Source organism: Candidatus Flexifilum breve, assembly GCF_016713355.1.
In genome coordinates this window covers 1,254,907-1,281,858 of the sequence record NZ_JADJPI010000035.1, presented here as the reverse complement: position 1 = coordinate 1,281,858, position 26,952 = coordinate 1,254,907, and the positions used below count along the sequence as shown (strand labels likewise).

Genomic DNA, 26,952 nt, shown 5'->3' with positions numbered 1-26,952 from the left:
TATAACTGGTATTGAATGCCGTTGGGGGAAACTGTGTCGCTCAAACAGAAACTGCAGGCCGTTTTAGACGAGTGTCGCATTGAGGCGGGGATTGCCATTACGCAGATCGAAACCGGCGAACAGGTCGAGATCGACGGGAGCGGCCTGTACCCGATGGCGAGTGTCTTCAAGATCCCGATTCTGGCGACGGTGGGACAGCAGATCGCGCAGGGGCGCTTTAATCTGGATGAGCGCGTGCCGCTGCGCACCGAAGATAAAAGCGCGGGCAGCGGCATTCTGCCGTTCTTCGACGCGGGGCTCCAGCCGACGCGCCGTGACCTGATCACGCTGATGATCATCATTAGCGACAACACCGCGACCGATATGACCGTGGATCTGGTCGGCGGGGCGCAGGTGGTCGAAAATGCCATGCACGCGCTCGGTTTGACCGATATTTTTTTCAAACTCAATTGCAAGGATTTGCTCAAGTCGTTGTGGCCCGCGGATCTGGCGGAGCGCCCCATCGAAGAGATTCGGGCATGGTCGGACGCCAATGATATTCTGCGCGACGGCGTCGCCTTCCTGCGCACGGGCGCAAACAATGTCAGTTCGGCCAATTCGATGACGCGCCTGAACGTCATGCTGTACACAGGTGAAATTGTGCCGGACGCTGTGCGCGACGAACTGATTCGCATCATGCACACGCAGCAGTACAACCAACGACTGCCGCGCTTTTTGCCGTCGGGTGTGCCCTTTGCGCATAAAACCGGGACGATTGGCCCATTCTGCAATGACAGCGGCGTGATCACGGTTGCGCCGGATAACCATGTCGCCATCACCGCCTTCGCTGTTTGGGATGAAGAGAAGTACTTCCAGCAGCCAGAAGCGCGGAATCAGCGCCTGTTCGAGGTCGAATCGGCGCTCGGCAAAATCGGTCGGATCACCTACGACCACTACCGCGGTTGAGCCGCCGCGCCAGGTTCCAGCGCGGCCAGAGTGAAAGGAGGCACACGGATCAGAACGCAGGCCGTTTTGCACCGTCTGACAACCATCTTTGAGCTTACGAAAGGTAACTAGAATGACTTTACGCAAGAGCACCACCCGAGTACTTTTGAGTTTGGTAGTGGTCATCCTATTGTCGGGCGTATTTGCCACTACGGCGCAAGACCTGCCGCAGGGCGGGCGCATCGTCGTAGCGGACGGCGCATCGAACGTCTCGCTGGATCCGTTTGTGACCTCGTGGCACTCGTGGCCGCACTATGCCCTCTATTCCACGCTGTTTGCGCGTGACGAAACCATGAACTATGTCGGTTTCCTCGCGGATACGTGGGAAATTGGCGATGACGGCCTGTCGCTCACCATTAACCTGATCGAAACCGCGATGTTCACCGACGGTACACCGGTCAACGCCGAAGCGATCAAGTACAACCTCGACAAATACGCCAACCCGGATACAGGCGCGTCGCAGGGTGCTGACCTGATCGGTTTGCTGCTGTCGACCGAAGTCCTCGACGAATACACGCTCAAGCTGACGCTGGCGAGCTCGTTCGCGCCGCTGTTCTACGTGCTCTCGGGCTTGGAAATCGTGTCGCCGACGGCCTACGAAGCGCTTGGCCCGGAAAACTTCGGCACGGCGCCCGTGGGGGCTGGCCCGTTCATGCTCAAGGAACTGAACACCAACAACTACGTGCTGTTCGAACGCAACCCCGACTTCAACTATGCGCCGCCGGAACTCTATGACAACCCCGGCCCGGTCCCGGCTGACGAACTGCAAATCCTGTTCCTCGACGAAGACCAGACGATCATCTCCGCGCTGGAAACGGGCGAAGTGACGGTTGCGGGCGTGCCGACGCAAAATCTGCCGGACGTTGAAGCCAACCCGGACATCACGCTGGATGTCGCCCAACTGCAGGAACTGCGCTATGTCGGTTTCAACACGTCGAAGGCGCCGTGGGACAATGTCGAACTGCGCCGCGCGTTTGCGTATGCGACCGACCGCGACGAAGTCAACGCGCTGGCCTATGATGGCCTCGCCATTTCGGTCGGTCAGCCGCTGCCGCCGTCGATTTGGGGCCACAATCCCGAGCTGGATGCCAATGCCATTCAGTACGATCCCGAACGCGCCAGCGCCATGCTCGATGAACTGGGCTATGTCGACGTGACCGGTGATGGCCTGCGCGAAACGCCGGAAGGCACCGCGTGGTCGGTACCGCTGGCCGTGAGCAGCTCGGACGAATACATGCGCATCGCGCAGGTGATCGATGCCGAATGGCGCGCGGTCGGCATCCCGGTCGAAATTCAGACGATGGAACGCAGCGCGCTCATCGACCTGACGACGACGGGCACGCACGATCTGTTCCTGCTCGGTTACGGCTACTCGGACCCGAGCATCCTGACCTACTTCTTCGACCCGGATCGCCGTGGTGGCAGCAACCGCACGTGGTTTGTGAACGACGAACTGACGGCGCTCCTGCAAGCCGCTGACTCCGAACTCGATCAGACGCTGCGGTATGAGAAGGTGACCGCCGTCGGCCAGTTCGTCATGGACCAGCAACCGTGGATCTTCCTCGTCGCGCCGCCGTCGCTGACGGGCGTCCGCAATGAACTGCAAAACTGGGTGATCAACCCGGATCTCAGCTTCCTGTACTGGAACGCCCACTTCGGCGGGTGATGCATGCGTGGATGGGCAGGGGCGAATGTCGCTCCTGTCCATCCGCTTGAGGACGACAGCCTATGTATCAATATTTGCTGCGGCGTACGTTGATCGCCATCGGCTTAGTGTTCACGATCATGGCCGTGGTCTTCATCATGCTGCGCGTCGCGCTGCCCGGCGACCCGGCGGTGGTCCTCGCGGGCGACCGCGCCTCACCGGAGCTGATCGCGCAGATTCGCGAAAACCTCGGCCTCGATCGTCCGATTCTGGAGCAGTTAGCGCTGTTCATGGTCCGCGCTGTGCAAGGCGACCTCGGACGCTCGGTCAAGTTTGGCGAACCCGTCTTCGGCGTCATCCTCAAAGCGTTCCCCTTCACGCTGCTGCTCACGTTCCTGAGCGTCGGGATCGGCACGGCGATTGGCCTCGGCGTTGGCGTGCTGACCGCGGTCAAACACGGCACATGGATCGACAAAGTCAGCATTGTCTTCGTAGTGTTCTTCTACTCGATTCCGACCTTCTGGCTTGGCACGATGTTGATCCTGTTGTTCGCGGTCGCGTGGCGCTTGCTCCCGGTGCAGGGCGCGGAGACGTGGGAACATTTCGTGCTGCCTGTGACTACACTCTCGATTGGCGAGGCAGCGTTCATCGCCCGGCTGACGCGCGCCAACATGCTGGAAGCGCTCTCCGCACCTTATGTGCAGACCGCGCGCTCCAAAGGGCTGGTCGAACGACGCGTCGTGTTCGTGCATGCGCTGCGCAACACGCTTATCCCGGTGATTACGGTCGTCGGCTTGTCGATGGGCAGCTTACTCGGCGGGGCGGTCATCACGGAGAGCATCTTTGGGCTGCCGGGGGTTGGTCGCCTGTCGATTCAGGCTATCCTCGACCGTGACTATCCGATGATTCAGGGGACAGTGCTATTGGTGGCGGTCGCGTTTGTGTTCGTCAATTTGCTCGTCGACGTGATCTACACGTATATCGATCCGCGCATTCGCTTCAACTAGATCGGTGACTGTGATGGAAGACCAAACCGCTTCGGCTCCCGGCATTGCCGCGCTCCAACCGCGTCGACCGCGGCGGCGTGAAAACCCGTACGCCAAATCGGTGCGCCATTTCCTGCGCAACCGCTTCGCGCTGGTGGCCGTGGCCGTGATCGCCTTGATTGTGGTGGTGTGCGCCGCCGCGCCCCTGCTTGACCACCAGCGATCCGGTGGGGCGGGATGCGCCGAATCGCCTGCTGCCGCCGTCCGCGCTGAATCCGATGGGCACGGATGAACTGGGACGCGATATCCTCACCCGCGTGCTCTACGGCGGGCAGATTTCGCTGCAAATCGGCTTCATGTCGGTGTTGCTCGCGGTGGTGATCGGCGTGCCGCTCGGGCTGCTCTCCGGGTTTGCAGGCGGCAAGGTCGATAATGTGATCATGCGTTTCATGGACTTGATCCTCGCCTTTCCCGGTCTCATCCTCGTGATCTGGCTTGTGGGGCTGCTCGGTTCCAGCGTGACCAATGTGATTGTCGCGATTGCGGTTTTTTCCCTGCCGACTTATGCCCGCCTCACCCGTGGGGTGACGCTCTCGCTCCAGAATGCGGAATACGTGATCGCCGCGCACAGCGTTGGGGCGTCGCCGCTGCGCATCATGACGCAGCACATCTTCCCGAACATCCTCGGCTCATTGATTGTGGTCGCAACGCTCAGTTTCTCCGGCGCGATTGTCACGGGGGCGAGTCTGAGCTTTCTTGGCTTGGGGGTGCGCCCGCCGACCCCGGAATGGGGCGCGCTGCTCGCGGGCGGACGCAGCTACATGCGCAATGCATGGTGGATTTCCCTGTTCCCCGGTCTGGTGATTACGGTGGTGGTGCTGGCGCTCAACATCGTCGGCGACGCCGTCCGCGACGCGCTTGACCCGAATCTGGTCAATAAGTAGCGACTAGCCCCACGCCTCCGAATTCAGGGAGGGGCGACCGATGTGTGTCTGCTCGTCTGGGGCGCACACACAGGTGCGCCCCTACTTTATCGTCTGTTGTAGATAAATTACGCTTATTTCTCAACGACACGCATGAATTCCGTCGCTTCGAGCGCCGGTTCGAGCTGGCAGGTGAAGCGCTGAATATTGCCCCATTCGTCGCTGAAGAAGCTGCTTACAAAGAACAGATCTGGCTCGTTGTCGACCTCGACCATGAAATGATCGTAGTGATGCGGCGTGAGGTGCAGCGTCAGCCCGCCGTAGACCGCGCCGAGCTTGTCACCGTCCAGCGTGATCACCATGTCTCCGTAACCGGCGTGATGATACGTCCCGGCGTAGTCGGCCAGCGGATGCGAGATCTTGGCGTCGGCATGGCGTTCCGTGATCAGCTTTTGCTTATGCTCGGCAAGCTGTTTGCGCCCCATCTCGGCGACCTGTTCAAAGCGATCCCACCACGGAAGCGGTTCGAGCCCGAGCAGACGATCCACAATGCCGAACATGGTCACGCCCGCGGGTTCGCGTTCCTGCGTGTTGCACAGCACGATCACGCCGATGCCCTGATGCGGCAGGAAGGCAATCGACGAATTGAAGCCGTCAATGCCGCCGTTGTGCCGGATCATCGTGTGACCACGATACGTCGAAGCTGCCCAACCAAGCGCGTAGGTGGTATGCGTGATCTCCGAACTGCCGTACCACGGGAACATCGGTGAATCAGGGATGACGGTGTGCGGTTGGACCAATTCCCGCCGGGTCGCGTCTTTGATGATCGTCTCATCGCCCTGCATATTGAGGCGCAGCCACGGGATCAGGTCGTCGATGTTGGAGTTGATCGCGCCCGCCGGAGCCAGCGCGTCGAGGTTGCGGTAGGGAACCAGCTCAAAGCCGCCGTTGCGGTAGCTGTACGGGCGGGCAGCGTTCGCGTCAGCCTCCATGTGGCTGACGGTGAAGGTGCTGCGCTTCATGCCCAGCGGGTCGAGGATGCGGGTTTGCGTGAGGTCTTCCCACGACATCCCGGCGATTTTACCCGCCGCATACCCCGCCGTCATGAACATCAGGTTTTGATACTGGAAGCGTTCGCGGAAAGTTGCCGTCGGTGTGTGATGACGCAGCCGCGCGATCATGCCTTCGCGGGTGTCGGTGGAGCCGTACCACATCGCGTCGTGGCGCGGTAGCCCCGTGCGGTGTGACAGCAGGTCGCGGAAGGTGCTCAGTTCGGTCGCGATGGGGTCGTACAGGCGAAATTCGGGGATCACATCGCGGATGCGCGTGTCCCATGTCGTTTTGCCGTCATCGACCAGCAGCCCGATGCCCAACGCCGTGAATGCTTTGGAGCAGGAGCCAATAGCGAACACGGTATCCGAATCGACGGGCAGACCGCGCTCGCGGTCACGCAGACCGAAGCCGCCTTTGAAGACCACTTCACCATTCACGATGATGCCGACCGCTGCCGCCGGGGTGTGCCCGGCATCAATTTCGGATTGTACCCACGCGTCGATACTGGCGAGCTGTTCCCGGGCTTGTTCGATGCTGACCATGTCTTACACTCCCAACGGATTGTCGATCATCGGATAGCGGTCTTTGCTGGCAATCTCGTACGGGATCGATTTGAAATCCGGCGCGGTTGTCCCCGGGGCGCTCACATAAATGACCTGTGACGCGATCGGGGCGAAACGCGCGTAGAAGTGCTGCGTCGATTTGACGACGAGGATGCGCCGTGAAGCCGGGTCGATGCCGACATTCGTGAAGACTTCCGGGCTGAAGGTCTGCGTGCGGTTCGAGTACAGGACGATGTCGATGCCCGCCGTGTGCACGGCGACGCTGTCACCGAGCGGCATGGTCATCTCGTTGGGTGGTGTGCCGAAGTGCTGAATGGCTTGCGGCTTGAGCGCCGTCACTGTGACCATGAGATCGAGTGCCTGACCCGACATGCGCCCCATTTTGCCGCCGAGGCGCAGTTCAAAGTGCGCGCCGACGCCCGCTTCAAATGCCAGCGCCACGGCAATCGGGTCATAGATGCAGCCGACCGCCGCATTGGTGATGCCGCGTTCGAGCATGCGCTGGAGAATAAACGTCGAGTCGCCGGGCGCGCCGCCGCCGGGGTTATCCGACACGTCGGCGATCACCACGGGCGATCCGGTGACGGCGAGCGCCGCGTCGAGGCCGCTGTCAATCGTATGAAATTTGGGTGTTACGCGGTCGCGCATGGCATAGAAGTCGCGCCCGAGTTCAGTGGCGAGCGCTTGCGCTTTGTCGGGGTCATTGTCGGTGACGACCAGCGTCTTGGTGCCGACTTCGGCGACATCGCCCCACGGGAAGCCGTGACCGAGCGACACACTCAGCACGCCCGGCTCTTTTTCAAGCTGCTTCATGCGTTCGACAAAGCTCTTGGCGGGTTCCTGCGTCGGGTAGTACAGGCTGATCATGCGGCAGTCGAAGGTCGCCATCGTCGGCTTGACCTTGCCCGCGGCGGCATCCGCCGTGATGTTGAACAGTTCGACCGCGCGGTCAAACACATCGGTATGCGGATACTCTTTGTAGGCGATGATGACCGTCGCCTGTTCCACCATCAGCGGCGTGATGTGGCAGTGCAGATCCAGTTCCACGCCAATCGGCACGTTCGACCCCACAATGCGGCGCACGCCGTCGATCAAATCGCCTTCGCAGTCGTCGTAGCCGTCGGCGACCATGGCGCCGTGCAGGTCGAGCAGCACGAGGTCGACGGGCAGGGCAGCCTGTAAATCGGCGAGAATCTCATCGCGGTACTGCTCGTACACGTGTTTGAGCGTGCGCCCGGCGGGTTCTGCCGCCGCGATGACGCTTTCGACGGTTTGCCAGCCGCGCTCGGCGGCCATCTTTTTCCAGAAGGCGACCGGGGAATCGGCGAACGGCGGGTAGGTGCTGTAATCGCCCTTGCGGGTGATGGCGAAGCTTTTGAGTCCGGTCGGAATGGGCGAAAAGGTATTCGTTTCGGTGGACAGGCTGGCGGTGAACAGTTTCATACGGCATCTCCTGGGCGGGTCAAGACATAAGCATTCAGGCTGGAAGTCGAAATGAAATCGGCGATCCGGTAGCCGTGCGCTAAGGGCGCTTGCAGCGCCTCCCGCACGGCCAGACGCCACAGGAGCACGCCGTCCGGCACCGTTTTGCGGATGGCGTCCAAGCTGCGGGGTAGGGCGACGGTGTAGGCAGGCGCTTGCCAATCCGGGGCGGCGCTGGTCGGCACCGGGCGTAGATCAGCGGCAATGCTGAGCAGTGGCGGTGCGTCGGCGGGGATCAGGGTGTGCAAACACGGCTGATCGATATGCCACATGGCCTCGATGCGATCCGACGGGATGCCCCGGTTGATGTCGTCGTCCATCTCGCCGTAGAAGTCGACGTGGTAGGTGCAGGCGGTCAGGGCGGCGTCCTGCCCGAGCAGGTGAAAGTTGAAATGCGCGTTGCCGCGCTGCAGCGGATCGACCGTCCAGCCGATTTTGCGGTAGCCATGTTCGAGGGCCCAGTCACGCTGGTAGCGCTTGAGCGCCAGACCAATGCCGCGCCCCTGATACGCCGGGTGCACGCCGGTCATGTGTGACCAGAGCAGCCACTCCGCGCCATCCTGCCCGGGCAGCGATAAGAGCATGCCGACCATGCGCGTGTCGTCGTACGCGCCGAGCACCAGCCCGCCGCGTAGCGCGAGCACGTGCATCAGCGCCGAGGGGACGGCGTGGCGCGGATTGAGTCCCCATACGGCGAGTTCCAAATCAACTGCCGCTTCCAACTCAGGAATCGTATGCAAGACATGAATTTCGATCATACGCTCTTCCACAGACAGGTTGCTGCCGCGCTGGATGGCGGTCCTTTGCTAATCTCGATGGTGCATTACTATAAGCACTAGACCATCTTTGTGCAAGTTTCGAAGTTGTTTGCACAAAACATTGCTTCTATGTTAGACTGTCCGGCGTTCTGGCCTGCAACGAGGCCGATTTTTTCGACTTAGTGGCGCTGGTTTTTGACGAGGCTGTCATGCTGAATTTGATCGAACTGGAAGCGCTGGTCGCCGCGGCGATGGAAAGCGCGAAAGTCCCCGGGGTAGCGCTGGCCATCGTCCATGAGCGCCAGTTGATTTACGCGCGCGGCTTTGGCGTGACGAGCATCGAAGAGGGCGGCATCCCGGTCACACCGGGCACGATCTTCCGCATCGGCTCGACGACCAAGCCGCTGACCTCCACGGCGATTATGAGCATGGTCGCGGCGGGGCAGCTCGAACTCGATACGCCGATTGACGAGGTGCTGCCCGATTTGCAGTTGAGCGTTCCCGGCGCGATCAGTCAGGTGACGCTGCGCAAACTGCTCACACACACCGCCGCGCTGCCGACCGCCGCCGAACACTACGGGTCGCGCGAAGCCGCTGGCCTGCGCGAAAGCGTCTACAAAGACATTGCGACTTACCCGCTGATCGCTCCGGTTGGCAAAATGTGGTCGTACAGCAACCCCGGCATCAACCTCGCGGGCTACATCGCCGAGCTGGTGAGCGGCAAGACCTACACCCAGTTGATGCAGGAACTAGTCTTCGATCCGCTGGAGATGAAGCGCACCACCTTCGACCCGACCATCGCCATGACCTATCCGTTGGCACAGTCGCACAACATGGATGCGCAGGGCAACCTGTCCGTCGATCATCATTACGCGGACAACACCATGCATTACCCGTCCGGCTTCGCCATGTCGACGGTGCTGGACTTGGCGAACTTCGCCATCATGCACCTGAGCGGCGGCAAGTTTGGGGATCGACAGGTGCTCGCGCCGGAACGGGTCGCGGAGATGCACGCGCCGCACGCTAAATTCCCGTCGCTGACCGATGACGGCTACGGCCTGACGCTTTCGTCGCATAACTACCGGGGCGTGCGCGTTGTGGGGCATGGCGGGCGCATCAGCAGTTTCGCCAGCGGCTTCGACTTTGTGCCGGAGACGGGCACGGCGGTCATCATGCTGGCCAATAATGCGGCGCTGTGGGGCAAGCAGGAGGAGAAGATCCTCTACTACATCCTCGACGCGCTGCTCGACCTGCCCGAACCCGAACCTGTCCCGGTGATCGAACCGGATCGCACGCGCTGGGATCACTACGTGGGGACGTATGTCGGCGCGAACTCGGGCGCGGCGGACATTACCCGCGACGGGGACACGCTCTCGCTCGTCTGGCAGGGACAGCCCCTGCCGCTGCACGCCGCGCGTCCGGATTTGTACCTCGCGCAGGTGCCGGATGGCACGCACATGGCCGTCAGCTTCACGCAGAGCGGTGATGCGCCTGCCGAGGCGGTGAGTGTGGTCGTGGTGCCGGGGCATTCCGTCACGCTGGATCGCCTGCCGATTGACCCGACCTTCCAGCCCGACCCAACGCAGTGGACGGACTTTGTCGGAACGTACGACAGCCCGCTCACCAAGCTGATCATCCGCATGGAAGGCGACCAGATGCTGGTCAGCTCGCCCCTGTTCGGCGGGGTGGAAATGCCGGCCCGACCGGTCGACGCGAACCGCTTTGTGTTCCCGGTCGGCTTGCTCACATTCACGCCCGGCGCAGTCTCGATCGGCGTGGCCGTGCGCTTCACGAAAGTCACATCCTAAGACGGCTCAGGCGCTGGCCTCAGTCGTAATCGAAGTCGTCAAGCTTGCTTAAGGAGATCTGTCTGTGGACAAACGTCTGGTCGAACCCGCCGATCTGTTTCGCTTGAAGTTCATCACGGAGGCGCAGCTTTCGCCCGATGGCGCACGCGTGGCCTATACGATCACCCATGTCGATTCCGAAAAAGAGAAGGAATTCAGCGCGATTTGGATGCTGACGCTGGCGACGGGCGAAACGCGCCAATTCACCAGCGGCACGGCCCGCGACAGCGCCCCACGCTGGTCGCCCGATGGCAAGCGGATCGCGTTCTTATCCGGGCGCGGCGAGAAACCGCAGTTGTACGTCATCCCGGTCGATGGCGGCGAAGCGCTGCCGCTCACCTCGCTGAAGCAGGGCGTGGGCAGCCCGGCGGCGTGGTCGCCGGATGGCAAGCAGATCGCCTTCACCACCAGCGCCATCGAAGAGCCGCGCGACTTCACCAAGCCGTTCCGCGTCACGCGCCACGTCTACCGCTTCGACGGGATGGAATATCTCGACGATGTCGTGCAGTCGCTGTACGTGCAGGATGTTGACGCGCCGGACGCCAAACCGCGCCGCCTGACCGACGATAAACTGATGAACAGCAACCCGCAGTGGTCGCCGGATGGCACGCAGATTCTGTATTCGTCGAGCATGGTGCCGGACACGCACAAGTCGTTCTTCGGGCGGCTCAAACTGATCACGCTGGAAACTGGCGAGATTCAATCGCTAACCGATACGTGGGGCATGGTCAACAGCGCAGGGTGGCTGCCGGATGGTCAGCGCATCGTCTTCACTGGGACGCCGCACGGCAAGATTGTCGGCTCCAAGGCGGATATGTGGGTGCTGGACCTCGCCGGGGGCGCGCCAGAATGCCGCACAGCGGGACTCGCGGTCGGCGTCGATGGTGGGTTGCAGCCGGACATGCCGGTCATGGCGCGGATGTTGAGCGTGCCCGTAACGCCGGATGGCGAGTGGGCTTACAGCACCGTCCAGACGGGCGGTACGGTCGCCACCTACAAAGTCGCGTTGAACGGCGCGGAAAACTGCGTCCCGCTGCTCACGGGCGACCGCGAAGTCGCGCTGCAGGGCGTTGGCGGCGGCCATCTGATCTACCTTGTGACGAACTTCAATCACCCAATTGATCTGTTCTGCGCGGATGCCGACGGCTCCAACGAGCGGCAGTTGACGTGCATCAACGACGACTGGCTCAATTCGGTCAAGCTGCCGACGGTGGAGCACTTGTTGTTCCCCGGCGTCGATGGCACGCAGGTCGAAGGCTGGATTTACCTGCCGCCGGAGGGTGAAGCCCCATACCCGACGACGCTCAACATTCATGGTGGCCCGCATGGCGCGTTTGGACACGCCTTCCACTTCGACAGCCAAATGCTGTGCGGCGCGGGTTACGCCGTGCTCATGGTCAATCACCGCGCCTCGACGGGCTACGGCGACGCCTTCTCGACTGCCATCAAGGGCGATTGGGGCAACCTCGACTATAAAGATCTGATGTGCGGCGTGGATGTCGCCATCGAGAAGGGCTACGCCGACCCGGATAAGCTCGGCGTGTTCGGTTTGTCGGGCGGCGGCAACCTCTCGTGCTGGATCGTCGCCAATACGCGGCGCTTCAAGGCCGCCGTGCCGGAAAACCCGGTCACCAACTGGGTCAGCATGTACGGCGTGAGCGATATTTCCGCGTGGTTCGCTATTGAAGAACTGGGCGGCGCGCCGCACGAAATCCCGGAGATCTACGCGCGATGCTCGCCAATCACGACGGCGCACACCTGCACCACGCCGACGCTGCTCATTCAGGGCGAACATGACTGGCGCTGCCCGGCAGAACAGTCGGAACAGTTCTACACCACGCTCAAGGCGAACGGCTGCGTCGCGGAAATGCTGCGTCTGCCCAATTCGCCGCACGCAGGGTCGATTGTCGGTGACCCGGCGGTGCGCCGCGCGCAGAACGACGCCATGCTCGAATGGATGAATCGCTACGTGCTGGGCAAAGTGGAATAACGGTCTAGACTGTAGGGGCAGACCGATGTGTCTGCCCGCTTTCGGGCGCACACACAGGTGCGCCCCTACAGTTTCGGGATGGTCTTCATTCTCGAAATAACTTTAGCCTGAAATAAGCCTCCACCTCAAACCTCTCTCCTACGGGAGAGAGGTTTTTGTCGGCGCGTTATTCGTCTTCGCGGAGGGGAGGCGCGTCGTCGCCGGAGTCAAACACGTCGAAGTATTTGAGCGTCGTGCCGATCTTCTCCAGACGCTGCTTGGTGAGTTCGGGCTGCTGTACCATCATCGCCGAGATAAAGGCGTTGAGCAGGCTCAACAGCGCGGCGGAGGCGCCGTGAAACCACACGCCGTTCTTGACGACGAAGCTGACGTTGGCGCGGCGGGCGGCCGGCGAGAGCGGCGTATCGGTGATGACGATAACGTGCGCGCCCACGCTGCGGGCGAAATCCATGCAGCGCAGTGTCACGGTGGCGTAGCGCCCAAAGCAGATCGCGAACAGCAAATCACCTTCGTTCATGTCGAAAATCTGATCGACGAGGTCGCCCGTACCCGGTTCCAGGATGGTGCAGTTGGGGCGGAGCTGGCGCAGCGCCATGCCGAACGAGCGCGCGACGGGTGCTGACGAGCGCAGTCCGATCACATACACGCCTACCGCGCTGATCAACCGTTCAACGCTGGCGGTGAAGTCCTCGCCGCGAATGTCAGTCGCCAGCTCTTCGATGGTCTGCGCGTCTTCCAGCATCAAGCGCCGCTGCAGGGACGCCGGGTCGCGTCCCTGTGCGCCATCGACATCGATCTTACGCCGACCGAGTTCATAGGCGGCAGCGGTCGTCGACCGCCCGAAGACCTGTTCCTGCAGCGCCGCCTGCAGATCGGGAAAGCCCTCAAAGCCGATGGCCTGCGCGGTGCGGACGACGGTCGAATGGCTCACTTCCAGAATTTCGGCGATGCGCGCCGCCGATAGGTACAGCGCTTCTTCACTGGTGATGAAGAACTCGGCGACTTTTTGCTGGCTCTTGCCCATATCTTCGTAATGGTCGCGGACGCGCTGAATCACATCCCCGTCGTGCATATCCCCTCCTTGATGGCCAACGCGCGGCTAGACGTAGGCGTGCATCGCCTCCCACGCGGCGGTCGCTTTTTCGATGCGGTCGAGTTGTACGGCCACCCCAATGCCCGGTCCGGTGGGAACGGTGATCGTGCTGTCGGCATTCAAGCGGAAGGGCGGTTCCGTTATATCTTCCACATAATAACGGTCAGTGGCTGAAATGTCACAGGGCAAAGTCACGGCGGGCAGCGACGCCAGCGCGAGGTTGGCGGCGCGGCCGATACCCGTCTCCAGCATGCCGCCGATCCACAGGGGGAGTTGATGTTCGGCGCACACGCGGTAAATGCTCAAGGACTCGGTGAAACCGCCAACGCGCGCAGGCTTAAGGTTGAGAATACGAATTGCGCCGATTTCCAGCGCGAGGTGCAGGTCGTCAGTCGATTTGATGCTCTCGTCCAGGCAGATGCGCGTTTTGAGCTGCGGTTGGAGTTTGCTGTGCTGGTAAATGTCGTCGTGGCCAAGCGGCTGTTCGACCATGAGTAGATTAAAGGCGTCCAACTGTTTGAGGTGCTCGGCGTCGGCCAGCGTGTAGGCGCTGTTGGCGTCCAGCATGAGCAGAATCTCGGGGAATTCCGCGCGAACGGCGCGCGCTAGTTCGACATCCCAGCCGGGGGTGATCTTCAGCTTGATACGGTTGTAGCCTTCTTTGACGCGCTTCCGAATAATCGCTAGTGTCGCTTCCGCAGTGGGCTGCATGCCAATGCTCACGCCGACCGGGGCAGTCGCGCGCGGGGTGTGGCCTTCCGGCAGGAAGGTCGCGAAGTAGTGGGCGAGCGATAGGTTGTTGAACTGGGCGAAAGCATCCCACGCCGCCGCTTCGACCCCGGCACGCGTGTGTTGATGCCCACGAATCGAACGCATCGCTTTGGCGACGGCGGGCGGATCAGCGAACGTTTTGCCGATCAGCAGCGGTTCGATGAAATTGCGGATCACGTGGATCGCAGTGCCGACCGTCTCCGAGCCATAGCCGGGGCTGAGTTCGACCGAGGCTTCGCCCCAGCCGCACACCCCTTCGGCGGTGCACAATTGGACGACAACGGCAGCTTTGAGCGCATTATCGCCGAAGCTTGTCTTCAGCGGTTCAACATAATTCAGGGCAATGGGGTACACCGCAAGCGACTGGATCGTTAGGGGCATAGCATCCTCCTCTTCGACACGATATTCAATATTATGTGTATAAGTGATGAATTGTCGCAATGTTTTGTGCAAAGTGAAAGGGGGAGTTGCCGATCCAACCTAATGAACACCCCCAGACCGCAGCTTGAGACCGCCCTCTGGGGGTGTTGGATTACAGGTGTTTTGCTTAATGCAACGGCCGCTGTGGATTCGCCCTTACGCGGGCTGAATGTTGTGGTTCAGCCGGAAGAGGTTGCCGGGATCATAGCGCCGCTTGATCTGCGCCAACCGGGCGTATGTCGCCGCCGGATAGGCTTCACGTAGACGGGCTTCGCCCTCATTCCCAAGGAAGTTGGAGTACACGCCGGTCTCGTCGCCGCGCAGCGCCGCCATGAAGTCGTCCGTCCACGTTTCGTGCAGTGCCGCTTCCGCTGGATTGTTGTAGAGGGCGGCGACATTCAGCATCAGCCGCCGCTGACGGTGCGCGAAGGCGGTCGCGTCGTTTGGAACGCGGGCCATCGCTCCGCCGAGCACTCGGATCTGGGTCACGGCCATAAACGCGGTCGAGGACTGTAAGCGGTCGACGATCAAGTGGGCGCTGCGCTCGTCAAACGTGTCGACGAACAGGTTGCGGCCTGCCGCCAACGGATGATAGTCTTCCTCATCCGGCGGGTACGAATCGACATAGCGCATCGGGCGCACCATATCAGCGAGCGGCGGCGCCAGTGCGCGGAACCGGGACATGATGCGCTCACCCTCGTTCACATCCCCGACATAGGTCAACAGCCCCATGATGATCAGCTTACCGTGGACTTCGGGCGGCAGGAAGGGCATGGGCGGGGCGGTCATCACATTGGCGATGGTCGAAAGTTCATCGGGTGCGGCTTCCGCTGCCTGAATGAACCGGTAAATCGTGTCCGCCGTCGCAGGCAGGATGAGCATGCCGCCGACGATCTGATCGACGGGCTGCAGTTGATACTTGAAGCGCGTCACCACGCCGAAATTGCCGCCGCCGCCGCGCAGCGCCCAGAACAGATCGGGATGGTGTTCGGCGTCCGTGGTGATGAGCTGGCCGTCGGCGGTGACGATCTCCGCGGCGAGCAGGCTGTCGATGGTGAGGCCGTACTTGCGCACGAGGTAGCCGACGCCGCCCCCTAAGGTAATCCCGCCAATGCCCACCGACCCGGTATCGCCAAAGCCGACGGCCAGACCGTGTTCGGCGGCGGCATGGGTGACTTCTCCGGCGGTCAGTCCGGCTTCCGCCCATAGTGTCCGCCGCTCGCCGTCGATCTCCAACCCCTTCATAGGTGAGAGGTCGATCACGAGGCCGCCATCGGATACGCCGAAGCCCGCCATGCTGTGACCACCCCCACGCACTGCCAATTCCAGCCCCGCCGCGCGCGCGAAGTTCACGACCGCGGCGACATCGGCGGCATCAGCGACCTGCACGATAGCGCTTGGGCGACGGTCAAAGCCACCGTAGAAGACCGTGCGCGCCTGCTCATAGGCGGCGTCTGCCGCGGTGATGACTGTGCCTTTGACACTGGCACGCAGTTGTTCCAGCGGTGTTGGCGGCGAGGTGGTCGTCATGCCCGGTTGGCCTGCGCGGTTGTTCGATTCGCTTCCCATATCATCCCTCTCTGTATGTGTTTTGCTGCCAACCAGAGAGCTGCTAAACACTGCTGTAAACTACTGTGAGTCATTGTGGAGCTGTACATCTGTTCTACGGTTGACCGTTCTACAATAGCATGCTTTGGTCGATTCGCTCATCTGCCAAAAGGCCGATGCGGCCCTGTCCATCTGGGCAGGGTGGCGCGAAATTAAGCGTTGATGAAGGGCAGTATTCCAGTGCAACGGGAGGCGGAGTCGCGTGTTGTATTGTTATGTGGTGAGACTACCAATTGCTGGAGGCTGAATGCGGATTGCGCTGAGCGTCGAGACTTTTCTTCCTAAAATCGACGGTATTGTCAAGATTGCTTGTTTAACGCTGGATTATCTGCGTCAGTACAACATCGAAGCCGTCATTTATGCACCGGATCAGGGGGTGAAGAACTACAAAGACGTGCCAGTGATCGGACTGCCGTGCTTCGTCGATCCCTGGTATCCGGAGGGGAAGATCAGCATTCCTACGCCCAACACCTATCTCTCGCTCCGGCGCTTCAAGCCCGATCTGGTGCATCTGATTGATCCGGGGTTTGTCGGGCTGGCAGTCGGCTTGTCCGCGAAAGTGCTCGGTGTACCGACGGTTGGCTCATACCATCTGTCGATTTCGCAGATCGTTAAAGACTTCGGCATCCCCTTAGCCGAAAAGCCGATTCGCGCGCTGCGGGTGTGGGGCTTCAACTATGTCGATCACGCGCTCGCCCCTTCGAAGGTGGCGCGGCGGCGCATGCTTCAGCATGGCGTCCATCAGGTAGGGCTGTGGCGGCGCGGCGTCGATTCACAGCAGTTTCACCCCCGCTTTCGCTCACAGGCCATGCGTGAACGTCTGAGCAACGGCAAGCCGGACTCGGTCATCTTGCTGTACGTCGGTCGCTTGTCGCCCGAAAAGCAGGTGCACATCCTGAAAAAGGCACTGGAAGAGACGCCGAATGTCTGCCTCGCGCTGCTTGGCGGCGGGCCAAAAGAAGAGGAACTGCGCGAACTGTTCGAGGGGCTGCCCGTGAATTTCGTCGGCTATCTGCAGGGGCAGGAGTTGGCCGAGGCGTATGCCAGCGCTGATATTTTCACCTTCACTTCCCGGCATGAAGCGTTTGGTCTGGTGCTCGGCGAGGCGATTGCCTCCGGTCTCCCGGTCGTCACCACCCGCGTCGGTGGTGCGGAAGATGTGGTGCAGCACGGATCATCCGGCTACATCGTCGAGGTGGATGGCGTTGACCAGATGGCGGACTATATCCGCGAATTGGCTGCTGACCCGGACAGGCGTGCTCTGATGGGGCAGCGTGCCCGCGAAACGGCGGAAACGCTGCAGTGGGACGATATGATGCGCGAGCTGATTTACTTTTATGAGGATGTCGTCCGCACCTCAACCGGGCGTGACCCGCGCCTTTCCCCGCAAGGTCGTCCGAAAAGCCCCATGTTTCTCCCCAAAACCTAACTGCGATCTTGTGTGGCAGCAGGCTCGATGAGAGACGGCTGCCACGTGCGGCTGATGTGTCGCTCCCGTTTGGCCGCGATCCGGGGCTGGGTACACTTGTGCCACAGGCGTGAACCAAACAGCGGAGGCAGTGGGCGGCTCGACCGGAAGGCGGCCGCGTGCGCTGGACCGCGAGCCGTTACTGGGTTGACACAAGGCCAAGAGCGATGATCGGCATGAGCACACTAGCGGATCTGGGGTGGCTGCGTCCGGGAGTCAAGCGGAAACGCGCTTCCAGTTACGATCCGAAAGGCGGCAATAGCGACTGGTGGGAAGCTAGGCGTGTGGCTTGGGCGACACCCAATCTTGCAAGGGAAATCAACTCTGTCATTCTCGAAGCGGTGGGCAACGGACACTATGTCAGCTGTCATCTCGACATCGACTGTTTCACCCGGCAAGCGAACGATTGGTACATGCGCGAAGCCGGCTGCTTCCCCTGTCGGTGGCACATCCACACCAACGGCATGCCATCGGGGGTGACGAGCCCGACCTCGTTACGAATTTTGAGTAAATTGAGGTCCATCACCCCATGCACGCCCGTAATCGTGACGTAGTGCTGTTCCCGCTTTTAGTCCATCCGTCAATCGTTTGCAGTGCAAGTTTCAGACTGATCGCACTGACCTAGGCACCAGAACAGTTACGCGTTCGATCACAGGCGACATGGGTTGCTAACCTCTCAATGATGGGAATGTTGTCGCTATTTGCCGACGGCCACCGACGCGGCAAGCTCCGGATGGGCTTCCAGCTTCGCCTTCACCTGCGCTTCGATCCATTCGTAGGTGCGCGCCAAGCCCGCTTCCAGCGAAATATCCGGCTCCCATTTGAGGACTTCGCGCAGGCGAGTGTTGTCGGAATTCCGACCACGAACGCCCTGCGGACCGGGGATGTGCTTCTTTTCGATCTTCACGCCCGCGATCGAAGCGACCAGGTCGGCCAGCTCATTGATCGTCACCATGCGATCCTGACCGAGGTTGATCGGTTCAGAGTAGTTGGAACGCATGAGCTTGTCGATGCCGACGACGCAGTCATCCACGTGGCAGAAGGAGCGGGTCTGTTCGCCGTCGCCCCAGATTTCGACAACCGGGTTGCCCGTGAGCTTGGCCATCGCCACCTTGCGGCACATCGCCGCCGGGGCCTTTTCGCGGCCACCTTCCCATGTACCGTATTCGCCGAAGATGTTGTGGAAGCGCACGACACGCATTTCCATGCCGTAGTCGAGGTGATAGTGGTGCGCGAGCACCTCGGTCACCAGCTTTTCCCAACCGTAGGCGTCCTGCGGTTGCGCCGGGTACGCGTCTTCCTCCTTGAGCGGTACCACCGCAGCATCGGTCTGACGATATTCCGGGTAAATGCAGGCCGACGAGGTATACAGATAACGCTTGACTCCATGAAGGCGAGCGGCTTCCATCGTGTGAATGTTGATCAGAGCGTTGTTGTGCAGGATCAACGCATTATTAGACGAGATAAAGCCCATCCCGCCCATGTCAGCGGCCAGAGCGTACACTTCGTCGATCCCACCACGCATCGCGCGCAGCGCATCATCGGAGCGGCGCAGATCCAGTATTTCGAATTCGTCGGCTTCAGTCTTTCGATAGTCGGGATACTTCAGGTCCACACCACGAACCCAATACCCTTGCTTCTTAAGATGAGCAACCAGATGATGACCAATGAAACCGCCAGCGCCGGTAACGACAACTTTTGTGCTGGTGTTTGACATGTTGCTTTTGCCTCGCTAGGTAGTTCGAGTTTTATAAGGACTTAGAACGCGCCCTTGCCCGTCAAGTTACTGGGTATGTCCATCAACATGATATTGAGATCCAGCCGGAACGAATAGTGCTGGAAATAGTATAGATCTTTTTCGGTGTGAGATGCAGAAGCTTTGCTTGCTTACGACCGCTCACCTGCCACCACCCTGCGATCCCTGGACGAACGGTAAAGCGCTGCTTCTGCCACGATTCATACTGGGTATTCACGCGCAGCGGCAGTTCGGGGCGCAGACCAACAAGCGACCTATCACCCTTCAGCACATTGAGGAGCTCTTCCGCGCGTTTATTGCTGTGCGGCGCTCGCCGATGTCGTGCGCAAATCAACAAGGTGCTGCCGGAAGGCAACGCCTTTGTGATGCACACGCTCGGCGGGGCGAACGGCGAACTGTGGGCCTACGGTGGTCAAGCGCCGCTGCCAACGGTGAGCGAGCGGCGACCAGAAAGGGCGCTGTAGGGTAGTCTTCTGGCAGGATGCCAACAACTACCCGACGCTCAACTGGAACGTCGCGCACTTTCTGGCCGTTCCTCGCAGCGTATAACAGAACCGGCCGCCTGTGCTGCAGGCGACCGGTTGTCGGTTTGAGCTGGGGGATACGAAGACGAGCTGGCGAGGTTTTTACTTCGCGGGCTGCAGCACGGGCATGGGCAAGCTGACGATCACGTCGGTGCCCGTCTCCGAAATCGCCTGATACTCGATCTTGCCGCCATGTGCTTCGATGATGCCGTGCGCGACGAGGGTCCCCAGTGACATCCCCTGTCCCCCCTGGAATGAGCGTTCCTGTAAAATTGAAACAACCGCTTGATCACGCTTCACATTGAGCGTGATGATGACCTCGGTCGACGGCATTGAACTGTTGACAACTTCGGCGATCAGTTCTGCTAGCGCGCGGGTTAGCGCCTGCGCATGCGCGAAGACCTGCACATCACGAGCCGATGTGCGGACACGAACGGGCGAGTCGGTGCGCTGCGTCAGTGTCGAACCGAGCTCGGCGGCGCGGCGCAGGGTCTGGTTCAGGCTGATGGGCTTGCCGCTTTCCTGAATCACCTCTTGCTTGAGGATGCCCGTTTCCAGATGCGTGAGGTAGACCATCTGATCGACGACGCGCGAGAGTTGATCCACGCCCGCGCTCATGCCAGCGATCAGTTCCTGCAGCATGGCCGGGGTGAGTTTGTCGACCTGCCGCTGAATGATATCGGTCACGAGACGCATGGGGACGAGCGGCGCTTGCATCTCTTCCATGACCAAGCGTGTGATCTGCGCTTTGGCGTCTTCCAGATCCGAGACGAAACTCGCGTTGATCGCCGACGAGCGTTCGAGGCGGGCATGCACCGCCGAGAGCAGTTCCGCGCGTGAGAAGGGCTTGGTCAGGTAGTCATCCGCGCCGAGTTCCATGCCGTGTCGCATGAACGAGCGGTCAGCGCGAGCGGTCAGGAAGATGAACGGGGTGCGGGCATGTTCCGGGTGGCGGCGCAGGTGATCGAGCACGCCATAACCATCCAGTTCGGGCATCGAGATGTCACACACGATCAGCGTGGGGCTGTGCGCGAGCGCCAGCTCCAGCCCGGCGCGCCCATCCCCCGCTTCCAACACGTCATAGCCTTCGAACAACAGAATGTCGGTGATTTCCGCGCGGAGGGGAGCTTCATCTTCGATAACGAGAATTTTGGTCATTGCTTTGTGCCTCAGTGAATGCGAATGGGAAGGGTGACGATGAAGGTCGTGCCAACGCCGACCGTGCTTTTGACAGAGATAGTGCCAGCGTGCAGTTCAACTGCGCGTTTGGTGATCGCCAAGCCGAGGCCCGTGCCGGAAATGGTGCCGGTGTTGGACGCCCGGTAGAACGCTTCAAAAAGATGCTTCTGATCATCCTCGGGGATGCCAATGCCGCTGTCCACGACTTCGATCACTGCGGATGTGACCGATTCCGTCAGCCGCACCTGAACGGGCGCACCGTTGGGTGAGTACTTACGGGCATTGGTCACGAGATTGGTGATGATCTGGCGCAGCAGTTTGATGTCCGCGTCCACCGAGACGGCGCCGACTGCGTTACAGGCGAACATGATTTCGCCACCCTTGGTATTGCCCGCCCGCAAATCATCAAGGACGGTCTGGCAGAACTCCACAAGATTGATCGGCTCTAGGCTGGCTATGAGGACGCCGGACTGAGCTTGACCGAGTGTGAGCACGTCTTCCAACAAGCTGACCATATGCTTGACCGTCGACTGGATTTTGTCGAAGCGCAGGTCGATCTGGTCGGGTGTCATTTTGACCGAGTAGTAGCGCAGAACATCAGAGGCGGCCTGAATAGTGGCGAGGGGCGTGCGGAACTCATGCGACACGATGGAGACGAAGCGCATCTTCATGTCGCCGAGCTCTTTTTCACGCGCCAGACTCTCGCGCAGTTCATGCTCAATGCGCTTGCGCTCGGTAATGTCGCGCACGATGCTCTGAATGTGCATGGGGCGACCGTCATCACCGCAGACCAGCGCGACGTTGATTTCAGCCTCGATGATGCTCCCGTCAGCGCGGCGAAACTGCCGCTCGTAGATCGGCACGGAACCGCACGAAAAATCCGGGAACATGGATTCAGCCGAGCTGTCACCTGACTCAGCGACAGTGAAGCGTGAAGCGTGCGAGCCGATAATCTCGTCCACTGGATAGCGCAGCATGTTCACGGCGCGCGTGTTCGCGGCGAGAATGATGTTGTCGAGCCCGATAATGAAGACCGCATCATTGTTGTTCTCAAACAGACCGCGGAAACGGCGCTCGTTCGCGCGCAGCGACTCCTCCATCTGCTTGCGCTCGGTGATGTCGCGCAGACTGCACACGATGTCACCGTTTAGTTCGGCAGGGAGGCGGGCGAGGGCGATGTCCGCCGCGAACTGACCACCATCCGCGCGGCACGCGGTCACATCGATGTGCGTGCGCTCCCCGGTTGCGATCACGGCGTTCAGGGCTTCGCTAAATTCGATCCATTGATTGGGTGAGATGGCGAGAACCAGCGGTTGATCGAGCATTTCACCTGGCGCAAGGCCAAACAATTGATTGAACAGCCCATTGGTCTGGTTGATGTGTCCGGCGGAGTTAGCCAAGACGATGGCATCGCTGCTGTTATCGAGAATCGATTCGATGCGCGTCTTTTCCGCGTTGAGATCGGCAGTATGCCGCCGAAGCATTTCTTCGACCTTGAGATTAGACAGTTCGATGACCGCGTTGCGCTCGTCCGCCACCATTTGCATCGCCTTGCGTTCGGTGATGTCGTGGGCGTTGATGATCCATGCTTCGTCAATACCGCTCACGACGTGCCGGATGCAGCATTCGAGATAGATCGGGAATTCGAGCTTATGCTGCCAGGTGGTCTCGAAAACACACAGCTCGCTGGTCTCCGCCGCGTCCAACCACAAACAGCGTACGCGTTCCCGCTCGTCCGCCTCCATGTAATCGTAGATGCTTGTGCCGACCATCTCGTCCGGGCGGTATCCGAGGATCCGTTCGGCGGAGGGACTCTGGTAAGTGATGGTCCCCTGCGCCGACACAACGGTGATCAAGTCGAACGCATATTGGAGCAGCGTACTGAGGTACGCGCGGGGTCGGGATTGTGAACTGGTTACAGAGATATTCATAATGGAGATGCAATCCGATAGTGGGAAGTACTCAATTCTTCCTTAATTTAAATTATAGGCTGTTTTCGAGAACAGATCCTTTAGAATGTGAAAATAGCATTAAATTTACCGAGTTTATGAATGTGTAATTACGGTTTTACATCAACTTAAGATTGGTAAAGTGTAGGCGAGCGGGGGATGTTGGCGTACAATGTAGCTTCCGCACATCCACTATCGCTGGAGCAGCATGAACGCGCGTTACGCCATTTTGAACCGGGTACGCCAACTGGACCCCGTACAGGATCATCAGGAGATCGTGTACCTCGTCGGGACGTATGAGTCGCCGTTTCTCATTCAGCGCGCGCTCGAATTTGCGCTGTTCCGCACCTTCGCGCTGCCGCGCACCGCGCAGCTCCTCGCCGAAACGGGGGAATTTGAGCAGCGCGGTCAGAAACGCTACGACGACACGACGCTGCTGATCTCGGAGTTTGTCGAGCATGGGTATGACAGCGAACGCGGGCGCGCGGCGATCAAGCGGATGAACCGCCTGCATCACCGCTTCGCCATCGACAACGAAGATTATCTCTATACGCTGTCGACATTTATCTACGAGCCGATTCGCTGGAATGAGCGCTTCGGCTGGCGACCAGTTGATCCCAATGAGCGCGAGGCGCAGTTCATCTTTTGGCGCGAAGTGGGTAAGCGCATGGCGATCAAAGACATCCCGGAGACGTATGCCGAATTTGAGCAGTTTAACCGGGATTACGAGCAGAAGTATTTCCAGCCGAACGAATACAGCCGCCGCATCGGGCAGGCGACGATCAACGTGTTTCTGCATTGGTATCCGGCGCTGCTGCGCCCACTAATCAAGCCGTGCCTGTACGCTTTGATGGATGAACCGCTGCGCCGCGTGTTCGGCTACCCCGAAGCGCCGGGTTGGGCGAAGGTGCTGGCCGTGGGCGGGATGAAACTGCGCGCGCGGATCATCCGCTGGCTGCCGCCGCGCCGCCAGCCGCGTTTGTTCACGCAGGAACGCAATCCGACGTATCCACACGGCTACGCCATCGACCGGTTGGGGCCGGAAGACGTGCCCTAAACCGCGGAAAAACAGACGAAGTTGAGCAATTTTTGTGAATATGCATTCGAATGCACCAAACCCCTTGCGGCCTGTCGAGTCCTCCCTTTATAATCTGCTCCTCAACTGAAGCTGATCCGAATTATTGGGTCTAAAGAACAGCTCAGCAGCGCCGCGGCGAGCGGATCGCCGCCGAAGTCACTGTTTGATCGACCACTGCTGACACAAAGGGGAATTCGCTTTTATGTCTCATTCTTCCAAAGCCCAAATCTATATTGATTCCAACCGCACCATCAGTTCGATTTCCCCACTGGTGTTCAGTGGCTTCCTCGAACACATGGGGCGGGCGATTTACGAAGGCATTTATGATCCCGCCTCGCCGCACGCCGACGCCAACGGGCTGCGCACCGATGTGCTGGCGGCGCTGCGCGAAATCAACTATCGTTCGATTCGCTACCCCGGCGGCAACTTTCTAAGTGGCTATCGCTGGTTAGACGGCGTCGGCCCCAGGGATCAGCGTCCGCGCCGCCGCGATCTGGCGTGGCAGTCGATTGAAACCAACCAGTTCGGCACGAACGAATTCATTGACTTCTGCAAGCAGATCAACACCGAACCGATGCTCGGTGTGAACCTCGGGACGGGTACAATTCAGGAAGCCGCCGATCTGGTCGAGTACTGCAACGCGCCTGCCGAGACCAAGTTCGCGCAGCTCCGCGCCGAACACGGTTATCCTGATCCGCATAACGTCAAGTACTGGTGCCTTGGCAATGAGATGGACGGCCCGTGGCAGATCGGTCACCTGGAAGCGGAAGAATACGGTCTGAAGGCGCGTGAAGCTGCCAAGATGATGCGCTGGCACGACCCGGACATCAACCTTATTCTGTGCGGCTCGTCGAATGCGTACATGCCGACGTACCCGGACTGGGATCGCACCGCGCTGGAAATCTGCTGGGATGCAGTCGACTACCACTCGATGCACCATTACGCCAACAACCGCGACAATGATACGTCCAGCTTCCTCGCGCTGGCGGCAGAATTTGAAGGCTATGTCGATACGCTGGCGAGCGTGCTGCGTTACGTCAAGGCGAAGCGCCGCTCCAAGCACGACGTCTACCTCTCGTGGGACGAGTGGAATGTGTGGTACAAGGCGACCACGCCGAGCGATTTCCGCGGTGGCTGGACGGAAGCGCCGCACCTCAGCGAAGAAATCTACAATGTGGAAGATATGCTGGTGGTCGCGCAGTGGATGAACGTGTTCCTGCGCCGTGCCGATGTCATCAAGATCGCGTGCGTCGCGCAGTCGGTCAACGTGATTTCGCCGCTGCACACCACCCGCGATGGCATCCTCAAGCACACGACCTACTACCCGATCATGCTGTTCAGCCAGTTGGCGAGCGGCGCGGCACTGGATGTCGCGGTGAAGTCACCGCGCTACGAGACGCCCAAATTTGGCGATATGCCCCTGCTCGACGTATCCGCCTCGTATGACGAAACGACGGGCAAGAGCGCGCTGTTCATCGTCAACCGCAGCCAGACGGACAGCCTCCCGGTCGAACTGAACTGGCAGGCGCTCAGCCCGCGCGCGATCAGCGCCGTGCATCAGATCTCCGGTACCAACCCGAAGGCGGTCAACAGCTTCGAGAACCCGTTCAATATTGCGCCCGTGCGCGTTGCGCCGCCGGTCGTGCAGGACGGCCGCGCTGAACTGGTGCTGCCGCCGCTCTCGTTCACGGTGGTCGAAACCGACCTCGCGTAAGTGTGCACCCCGAACCGCCGATCAGCTCATAGGCTGGTCGGCGGTTTTTTGATCCAACCCATGCTCGATCTCTGCCGCAAAGCCTGCGATAATCCCCACCAAAACAGTGACGATTGAAGCGAGTAAATGATGAAGCAGTTGGTGTCCTACCTCGAAGCACGCCTTTCCGACTATCTGGCCGATCTGATCACGCTGACGGCTATGGACTCGTATTCGTATGACCGCGACGACGTCAACCATGTGGTCGATTGGCTCGACGCGCGGTTTCAGCGTATCAACGGCGACGTGATCAACGGCCCCGGCGCGTGTGACATGAAGGGCGGTTTGCTGGCGGGCATCTACGCGCTGGAAGCGCTCGACGCGGTCGGCTTTGACGACTACGAGCAGATTGTGTTTCTGATCGTCTCGGACGAAGAGATCGATGAGCGCCACGCCGTGCCGCTCATTCGCCGCGTGAGTCATATGGGCGATGCGGTGCTGACACTCGAAGCGGCACGCGAAAATGGCGATATCGTCACGGCGCGCAAGGGCATTCGCGCCTTCGCGGGCGAGGCGTTTGGGCGGGCGGCGCATTCCGGCGTCGAACCGGAGAAAGGCCGCAGTGCGATTCTCGCCATGGCGCGGCAGATCGAGGCGCTGCACGCGCTCAACGACCCGGCGCGCGAAATCAGCGTGAATGTGGGCTACATCGAAGGCGGTCAGCTCCGCAATGTCGTGCCGGATTACGCCAAGATCAAGTTTGAGGGGCGCTCGTTCACGCCGCAGGGCTTGGCGGAGATCGAAGCGGCGGTGCGGGCGATCTTTGCACGCGCAGTTGTTCCGGATGTCACGTTCCGCCTGCACGTCGAAGAGGACAGCCTGCCGCCCATGCCGCGCACGGCGGAAGTCGAGCGGTTGGAGCGCATGGCGATTGACATCGCCACCGAACTTGGCTTTCCGCTCAAAGGTGCGAAGACGGGCGGCGCGGCGGACGGTTCGATCTGCGCGAGCGAAGGCTTGCCCGTGCTGGACGGTCTCGGCCCGGTCGGCGGACTGGATCACAGCCCGAACGAGTACATCCTCAAGAGCAGCATCGTCCCGCGCACGGCCTTGCTCGCCGAACTCATCGCGCGGATTTGCCAGTCGAATCAAACATAACTGACAGTCTCAGGTAGGGGCGCA

The 26,952-nt window shown here is 60.4% G+C and carries 22 protein-coding genes and 1 pseudogene; 12 read left to right on the top strand and 11 right to left on the bottom strand.

The window, feature by feature from the left end; translation table 11 throughout:
• Window positions 1-33: 33 nt before the first annotated feature.
• From IPK17_RS28480 to IPK17_RS28460, 5 genes are all read left to right on the top strand, one after another.
• Window positions 34-945: a serine hydrolase gene (locus IPK17_RS28480; RefSeq protein WP_343421084.1), complete on the top strand. Its 912-nt coding sequence runs from the start codon at window positions 34-36 to the stop codon at window positions 943-945.
• A 112-nt stretch (window positions 946-1,057) separates the two neighbouring features.
• Window positions 1,058-2,650 (top strand): ABC transporter substrate-binding protein, encoded by a 1,593-nt coding sequence (locus IPK17_RS28475; RefSeq protein WP_343421083.1) that lies wholly within the window; start codon window positions 1,058-1,060, stop codon window positions 2,648-2,650.
• Window positions 2,651-2,712: 62 nt separating this feature from the next.
• Window positions 2,713-3,636, top strand: coding sequence for an ABC transporter permease (locus IPK17_RS28470; RefSeq protein WP_343421082.1), 924 nt, complete (start codon window positions 2,713-2,715; stop codon window positions 3,634-3,636).
• Between the two features lie 13 nt (window positions 3,637-3,649).
• A complete protein-coding gene (locus IPK17_RS28465; RefSeq protein ID WP_343421081.1) occupies window positions 3,650-3,907 on the top strand; it encodes a hypothetical protein in 258 nt (85 codons plus the stop codon).
• On the top strand, window positions 3,825-4,559 hold the full coding sequence (locus tag IPK17_RS28460) for an ABC transporter permease (protein WP_343421080.1): 735 nt from the start codon (window positions 3,825-3,827) through the stop codon (window positions 4,557-4,559). The genes IPK17_RS28465 and IPK17_RS28460 overlap by 83 nt, the downstream gene beginning before the upstream one ends.
• 113 nt (window positions 4,560-4,672) lie before the next feature.
• Here the strand turns inward: IPK17_RS28460 and IPK17_RS28455 are convergent, their stop codons facing one another.
• From IPK17_RS28455 to IPK17_RS28445, 3 genes are read right to left on the bottom strand one after another with little or no spacing between them, the layout of a single operon-like run.
• Window positions 4,673-6,133, bottom strand: coding sequence for a serine hydrolase (locus tag IPK17_RS28455; RefSeq protein WP_343421079.1), 1,461 nt, complete (start codon window positions 6,131-6,133; stop codon window positions 4,673-4,675).
• 3 nt (window positions 6,134-6,136) lie between these two features.
• Complete coding sequence (locus IPK17_RS28450) at window positions 6,137-7,597, bottom strand: M81 family metallopeptidase (RefSeq protein ID WP_343421078.1); 1,461 nt, start codon at window positions 7,595-7,597, stop codon at window positions 6,137-6,139.
• A complete protein-coding gene (locus IPK17_RS28445) occupies window positions 7,594-8,394 on the bottom strand; it encodes a GNAT family N-acetyltransferase (RefSeq protein WP_343421077.1) in 801 nt (266 codons plus the stop codon). Before IPK17_RS28445 ends, IPK17_RS28450 begins: the two co-directional genes overlap by 4 nt.
• Window positions 8,395-8,603: 209 nt before the next feature.
• Here IPK17_RS28445 and IPK17_RS28440 point away from each other — a divergent pair, with 209 nt between their 5' ends.
• Window positions 8,604-10,202 carry a serine hydrolase domain-containing protein gene (locus tag IPK17_RS28440; protein WP_343421076.1) on the top strand — a complete coding sequence of 533 codons (1,599 nt, stop codon included), beginning with the start codon at window positions 8,604-8,606 and terminating at the stop codon, window positions 10,200-10,202.
• Between the two features lie 64 nt (window positions 10,203-10,266).
• On the top strand, window positions 10,267-12,231 hold the full coding sequence (locus tag IPK17_RS28435) for a S9 family peptidase (RefSeq protein WP_343421075.1): 1,965 nt from the start codon (window positions 10,267-10,269) through the stop codon (window positions 12,229-12,231).
• A gap of 166 nt (window positions 12,232-12,397) precedes the next feature.
• Here the strand turns inward: IPK17_RS28435 and IPK17_RS28430 are convergent, their stop codons facing one another.
• From IPK17_RS28430 to IPK17_RS28420, 3 genes are all read right to left on the bottom strand, one after another.
• Entirely contained in the window at window positions 12,398-13,303 is a 906-nt protein-coding gene (locus tag IPK17_RS28430; protein WP_343421074.1) for a MurR/RpiR family transcriptional regulator, read from the bottom strand.
• Between the two features lie 27 nt (window positions 13,304-13,330).
• On the bottom strand, window positions 13,331-14,476 hold the full coding sequence (menC, locus tag IPK17_RS28425) for an o-succinylbenzoate synthase (protein ID WP_343421073.1): 1,146 nt from the start codon (window positions 14,474-14,476) through the stop codon (window positions 13,331-13,333).
• Between the two features lie 195 nt (window positions 14,477-14,671).
• The gene (locus IPK17_RS28420; protein ID WP_502749232.1) at window positions 14,672-16,084 is read right to left on the bottom strand and encodes an FAD-binding oxidoreductase; all 1,413 of its coding nucleotides are present in this window, start codon (window positions 16,082-16,084) and stop codon (window positions 14,672-14,674) included.
• Window positions 16,085-16,370: 286 nt separating this feature from the next.
• Between IPK17_RS28420 and IPK17_RS28415 the strand changes: the two genes are divergently transcribed.
• Window positions 16,371-17,552, top strand: coding sequence for a glycosyltransferase family 4 protein (locus tag IPK17_RS28415; RefSeq protein WP_343421072.1), 1,182 nt, complete (start codon window positions 16,371-16,373; stop codon window positions 17,550-17,552).
• A 406-nt stretch (window positions 17,553-17,958) separates the two neighbouring features.
• On the opposite strand, the pseudogene IPK17_RS41145 reads toward IPK17_RS28415, so the two are convergent.
• The 3 genes and pseudogenes from IPK17_RS41145 to IPK17_RS28405 all read right to left on the bottom strand — a co-directional run.
• A pseudogene (locus IPK17_RS41145) lies at window positions 17,959-18,144 on the bottom strand (WecB/TagA/CpsF family glycosyltransferase); the annotation flags it as partial.
• A gap of 144 nt (window positions 18,145-18,288) precedes the next feature.
• Window positions 18,289-19,308, bottom strand: coding sequence for an NAD-dependent epimerase/dehydratase family protein (locus IPK17_RS28410; RefSeq protein ID WP_343421071.1), 1,020 nt, complete (start codon window positions 19,306-19,308; stop codon window positions 18,289-18,291).
• Window positions 19,309-19,390: 82 nt separating this feature from the next.
• Window positions 19,391-19,618 (bottom strand): sugar transferase, encoded by a 228-nt coding sequence (locus IPK17_RS28405; protein WP_343421070.1) that lies wholly within the window; start codon window positions 19,616-19,618, stop codon window positions 19,391-19,393.
• Between the two features lie 67 nt (window positions 19,619-19,685).
• Between IPK17_RS28405 and IPK17_RS28400 the strand changes: the two genes are divergently transcribed.
• Window positions 19,686-19,811, top strand: coding sequence for a hypothetical protein (locus IPK17_RS28400; protein WP_343421069.1), 126 nt, complete (start codon window positions 19,686-19,688; stop codon window positions 19,809-19,811).
• Window positions 19,812-19,973: 162 nt separating this feature from the next.
• Here IPK17_RS28400 and IPK17_RS28395 read toward each other — a convergent pair whose 3' ends face one another.
• Both IPK17_RS28395 and IPK17_RS28390 read right to left on the bottom strand, forming a co-directional pair.
• Window positions 19,974-21,029 (bottom strand): hybrid sensor histidine kinase/response regulator, encoded by a 1,056-nt coding sequence (locus IPK17_RS28395; protein WP_343421068.1) that lies wholly within the window; start codon window positions 21,027-21,029, stop codon window positions 19,974-19,976.
• A gap of 11 nt (window positions 21,030-21,040) precedes the next feature.
• A complete protein-coding gene (locus IPK17_RS28390; protein ID WP_343421067.1) occupies window positions 21,041-22,981 on the bottom strand; it encodes a PAS domain-containing sensor histidine kinase in 1,941 nt (646 codons plus the stop codon).
• Between the two features lie 226 nt (window positions 22,982-23,207).
• Here IPK17_RS28390 and IPK17_RS28385 point away from each other — a divergent pair, with 226 nt between their 5' ends.
• The 3 genes from IPK17_RS28385 (at window position 23,208) to IPK17_RS28375 (ending at window position 26,928) form a co-directional block, all read left to right on the top strand.
• On the top strand, window positions 23,208-24,056 hold the full coding sequence (locus tag IPK17_RS28385) for an oxygenase MpaB family protein (RefSeq protein ID WP_343421066.1): 849 nt from the start codon (window positions 23,208-23,210) through the stop codon (window positions 24,054-24,056).
• 223 nt (window positions 24,057-24,279) lie between these two features.
• Entirely contained in the window at window positions 24,280-25,791 is a 1,512-nt protein-coding gene (gene arfA / locus IPK17_RS28380) for an arabinosylfuranosidase ArfA (RefSeq protein WP_343421065.1), read from the top strand.
• Window positions 25,792-25,917: 126 nt separating this feature from the next.
• Window positions 25,918-26,928, top strand: a complete 1,011-nt coding sequence (locus tag IPK17_RS28375; RefSeq protein WP_343421064.1) for a M20/M25/M40 family metallo-hydrolase — start codon at window positions 25,918-25,920, stop codon at window positions 26,926-26,928.
• The last annotated feature ends 24 nt before the right edge of the window (window positions 26,929-26,952 follow it).

Bases quoted from the DNA above. Each gene is read 5' to 3' on its own strand.
- IPK17_RS28410 (WP_343421071.1), bottom strand. From the start codon at position 19,308: ATGTCAAACACCAGCACAAAAGTTGTCGTTACCGGCGCTGGCGGTTTC.
- IPK17_RS28420 (WP_502749232.1), bottom strand. From the start codon at position 16,084: ATGGGAAGCGAATCGAACAACCGCGCAGGCCAACCGGGCATGACGACC.
- IPK17_RS28395 (WP_343421068.1), bottom strand. From the start codon at position 21,029: ATGACCAAAATTCTCGTTATCGAAGATGAAGCTCCCCTCCGCGCGGAA.
- IPK17_RS28375 (WP_343421064.1), top strand. From the start codon at position 25,918: ATGATGAAGCAGTTGGTGTCCTACCTCGAAGCACGCCTTTCCGACTAT.
- IPK17_RS28450 (WP_343421078.1), bottom strand. From the start codon at position 7,597: ATGAAACTGTTCACCGCCAGCCTGTCCACCGAAACGAATACCTTTTCG.
- IPK17_RS28475 (WP_343421083.1), top strand. From the start codon at position 1,058: ATGACTTTACGCAAGAGCACCACCCGAGTACTTTTGAGTTTGGTAGTG.
- IPK17_RS28465 (WP_343421081.1), top strand. From the start codon at position 3,650: ATGGAAGACCAAACCGCTTCGGCTCCCGGCATTGCCGCGCTCCAACCG.
- IPK17_RS28440 (WP_343421076.1), top strand. From the start codon at position 8,604: ATGCTGAATTTGATCGAACTGGAAGCGCTGGTCGCCGCGGCGATGGAA.
- IPK17_RS28430 (WP_343421074.1), bottom strand. From the start codon at position 13,303: ATGCACGACGGGGATGTGATTCAGCGCGTCCGCGACCATTACGAAGAT.
- IPK17_RS28415 (WP_343421072.1), top strand. From the start codon at position 16,371: ATGCGGATTGCGCTGAGCGTCGAGACTTTTCTTCCTAAAATCGACGGT.
- arfA (WP_343421065.1), top strand. From the start codon at position 24,280: ATGTCTCATTCTTCCAAAGCCCAAATCTATATTGATTCCAACCGCACC.
- IPK17_RS28455 (WP_343421079.1), bottom strand. From the start codon at position 6,133: ATGGTCAGCATCGAACAAGCCCGGGAACAGCTCGCCAGTATCGACGCG.
- IPK17_RS28445 (WP_343421077.1), bottom strand. From the start codon at position 8,394: ATGATCGAAATTCATGTCTTGCATACGATTCCTGAGTTGGAAGCGGCA.
- IPK17_RS28470 (WP_343421082.1), top strand. From the start codon at position 2,713: ATGTATCAATATTTGCTGCGGCGTACGTTGATCGCCATCGGCTTAGTG.
- IPK17_RS28385 (WP_343421066.1), top strand. From the start codon at position 23,208: ATGAACGCGCGTTACGCCATTTTGAACCGGGTACGCCAACTGGACCCC.
- menC (WP_343421073.1), bottom strand. From the start codon at position 14,476: ATGCCCCTAACGATCCAGTCGCTTGCGGTGTACCCCATTGCCCTGAAT.
- IPK17_RS28390 (WP_343421067.1), bottom strand. From the start codon at position 22,981: ATGAATATCTCTGTAACCAGTTCACAATCCCGACCCCGCGCGTACCTC.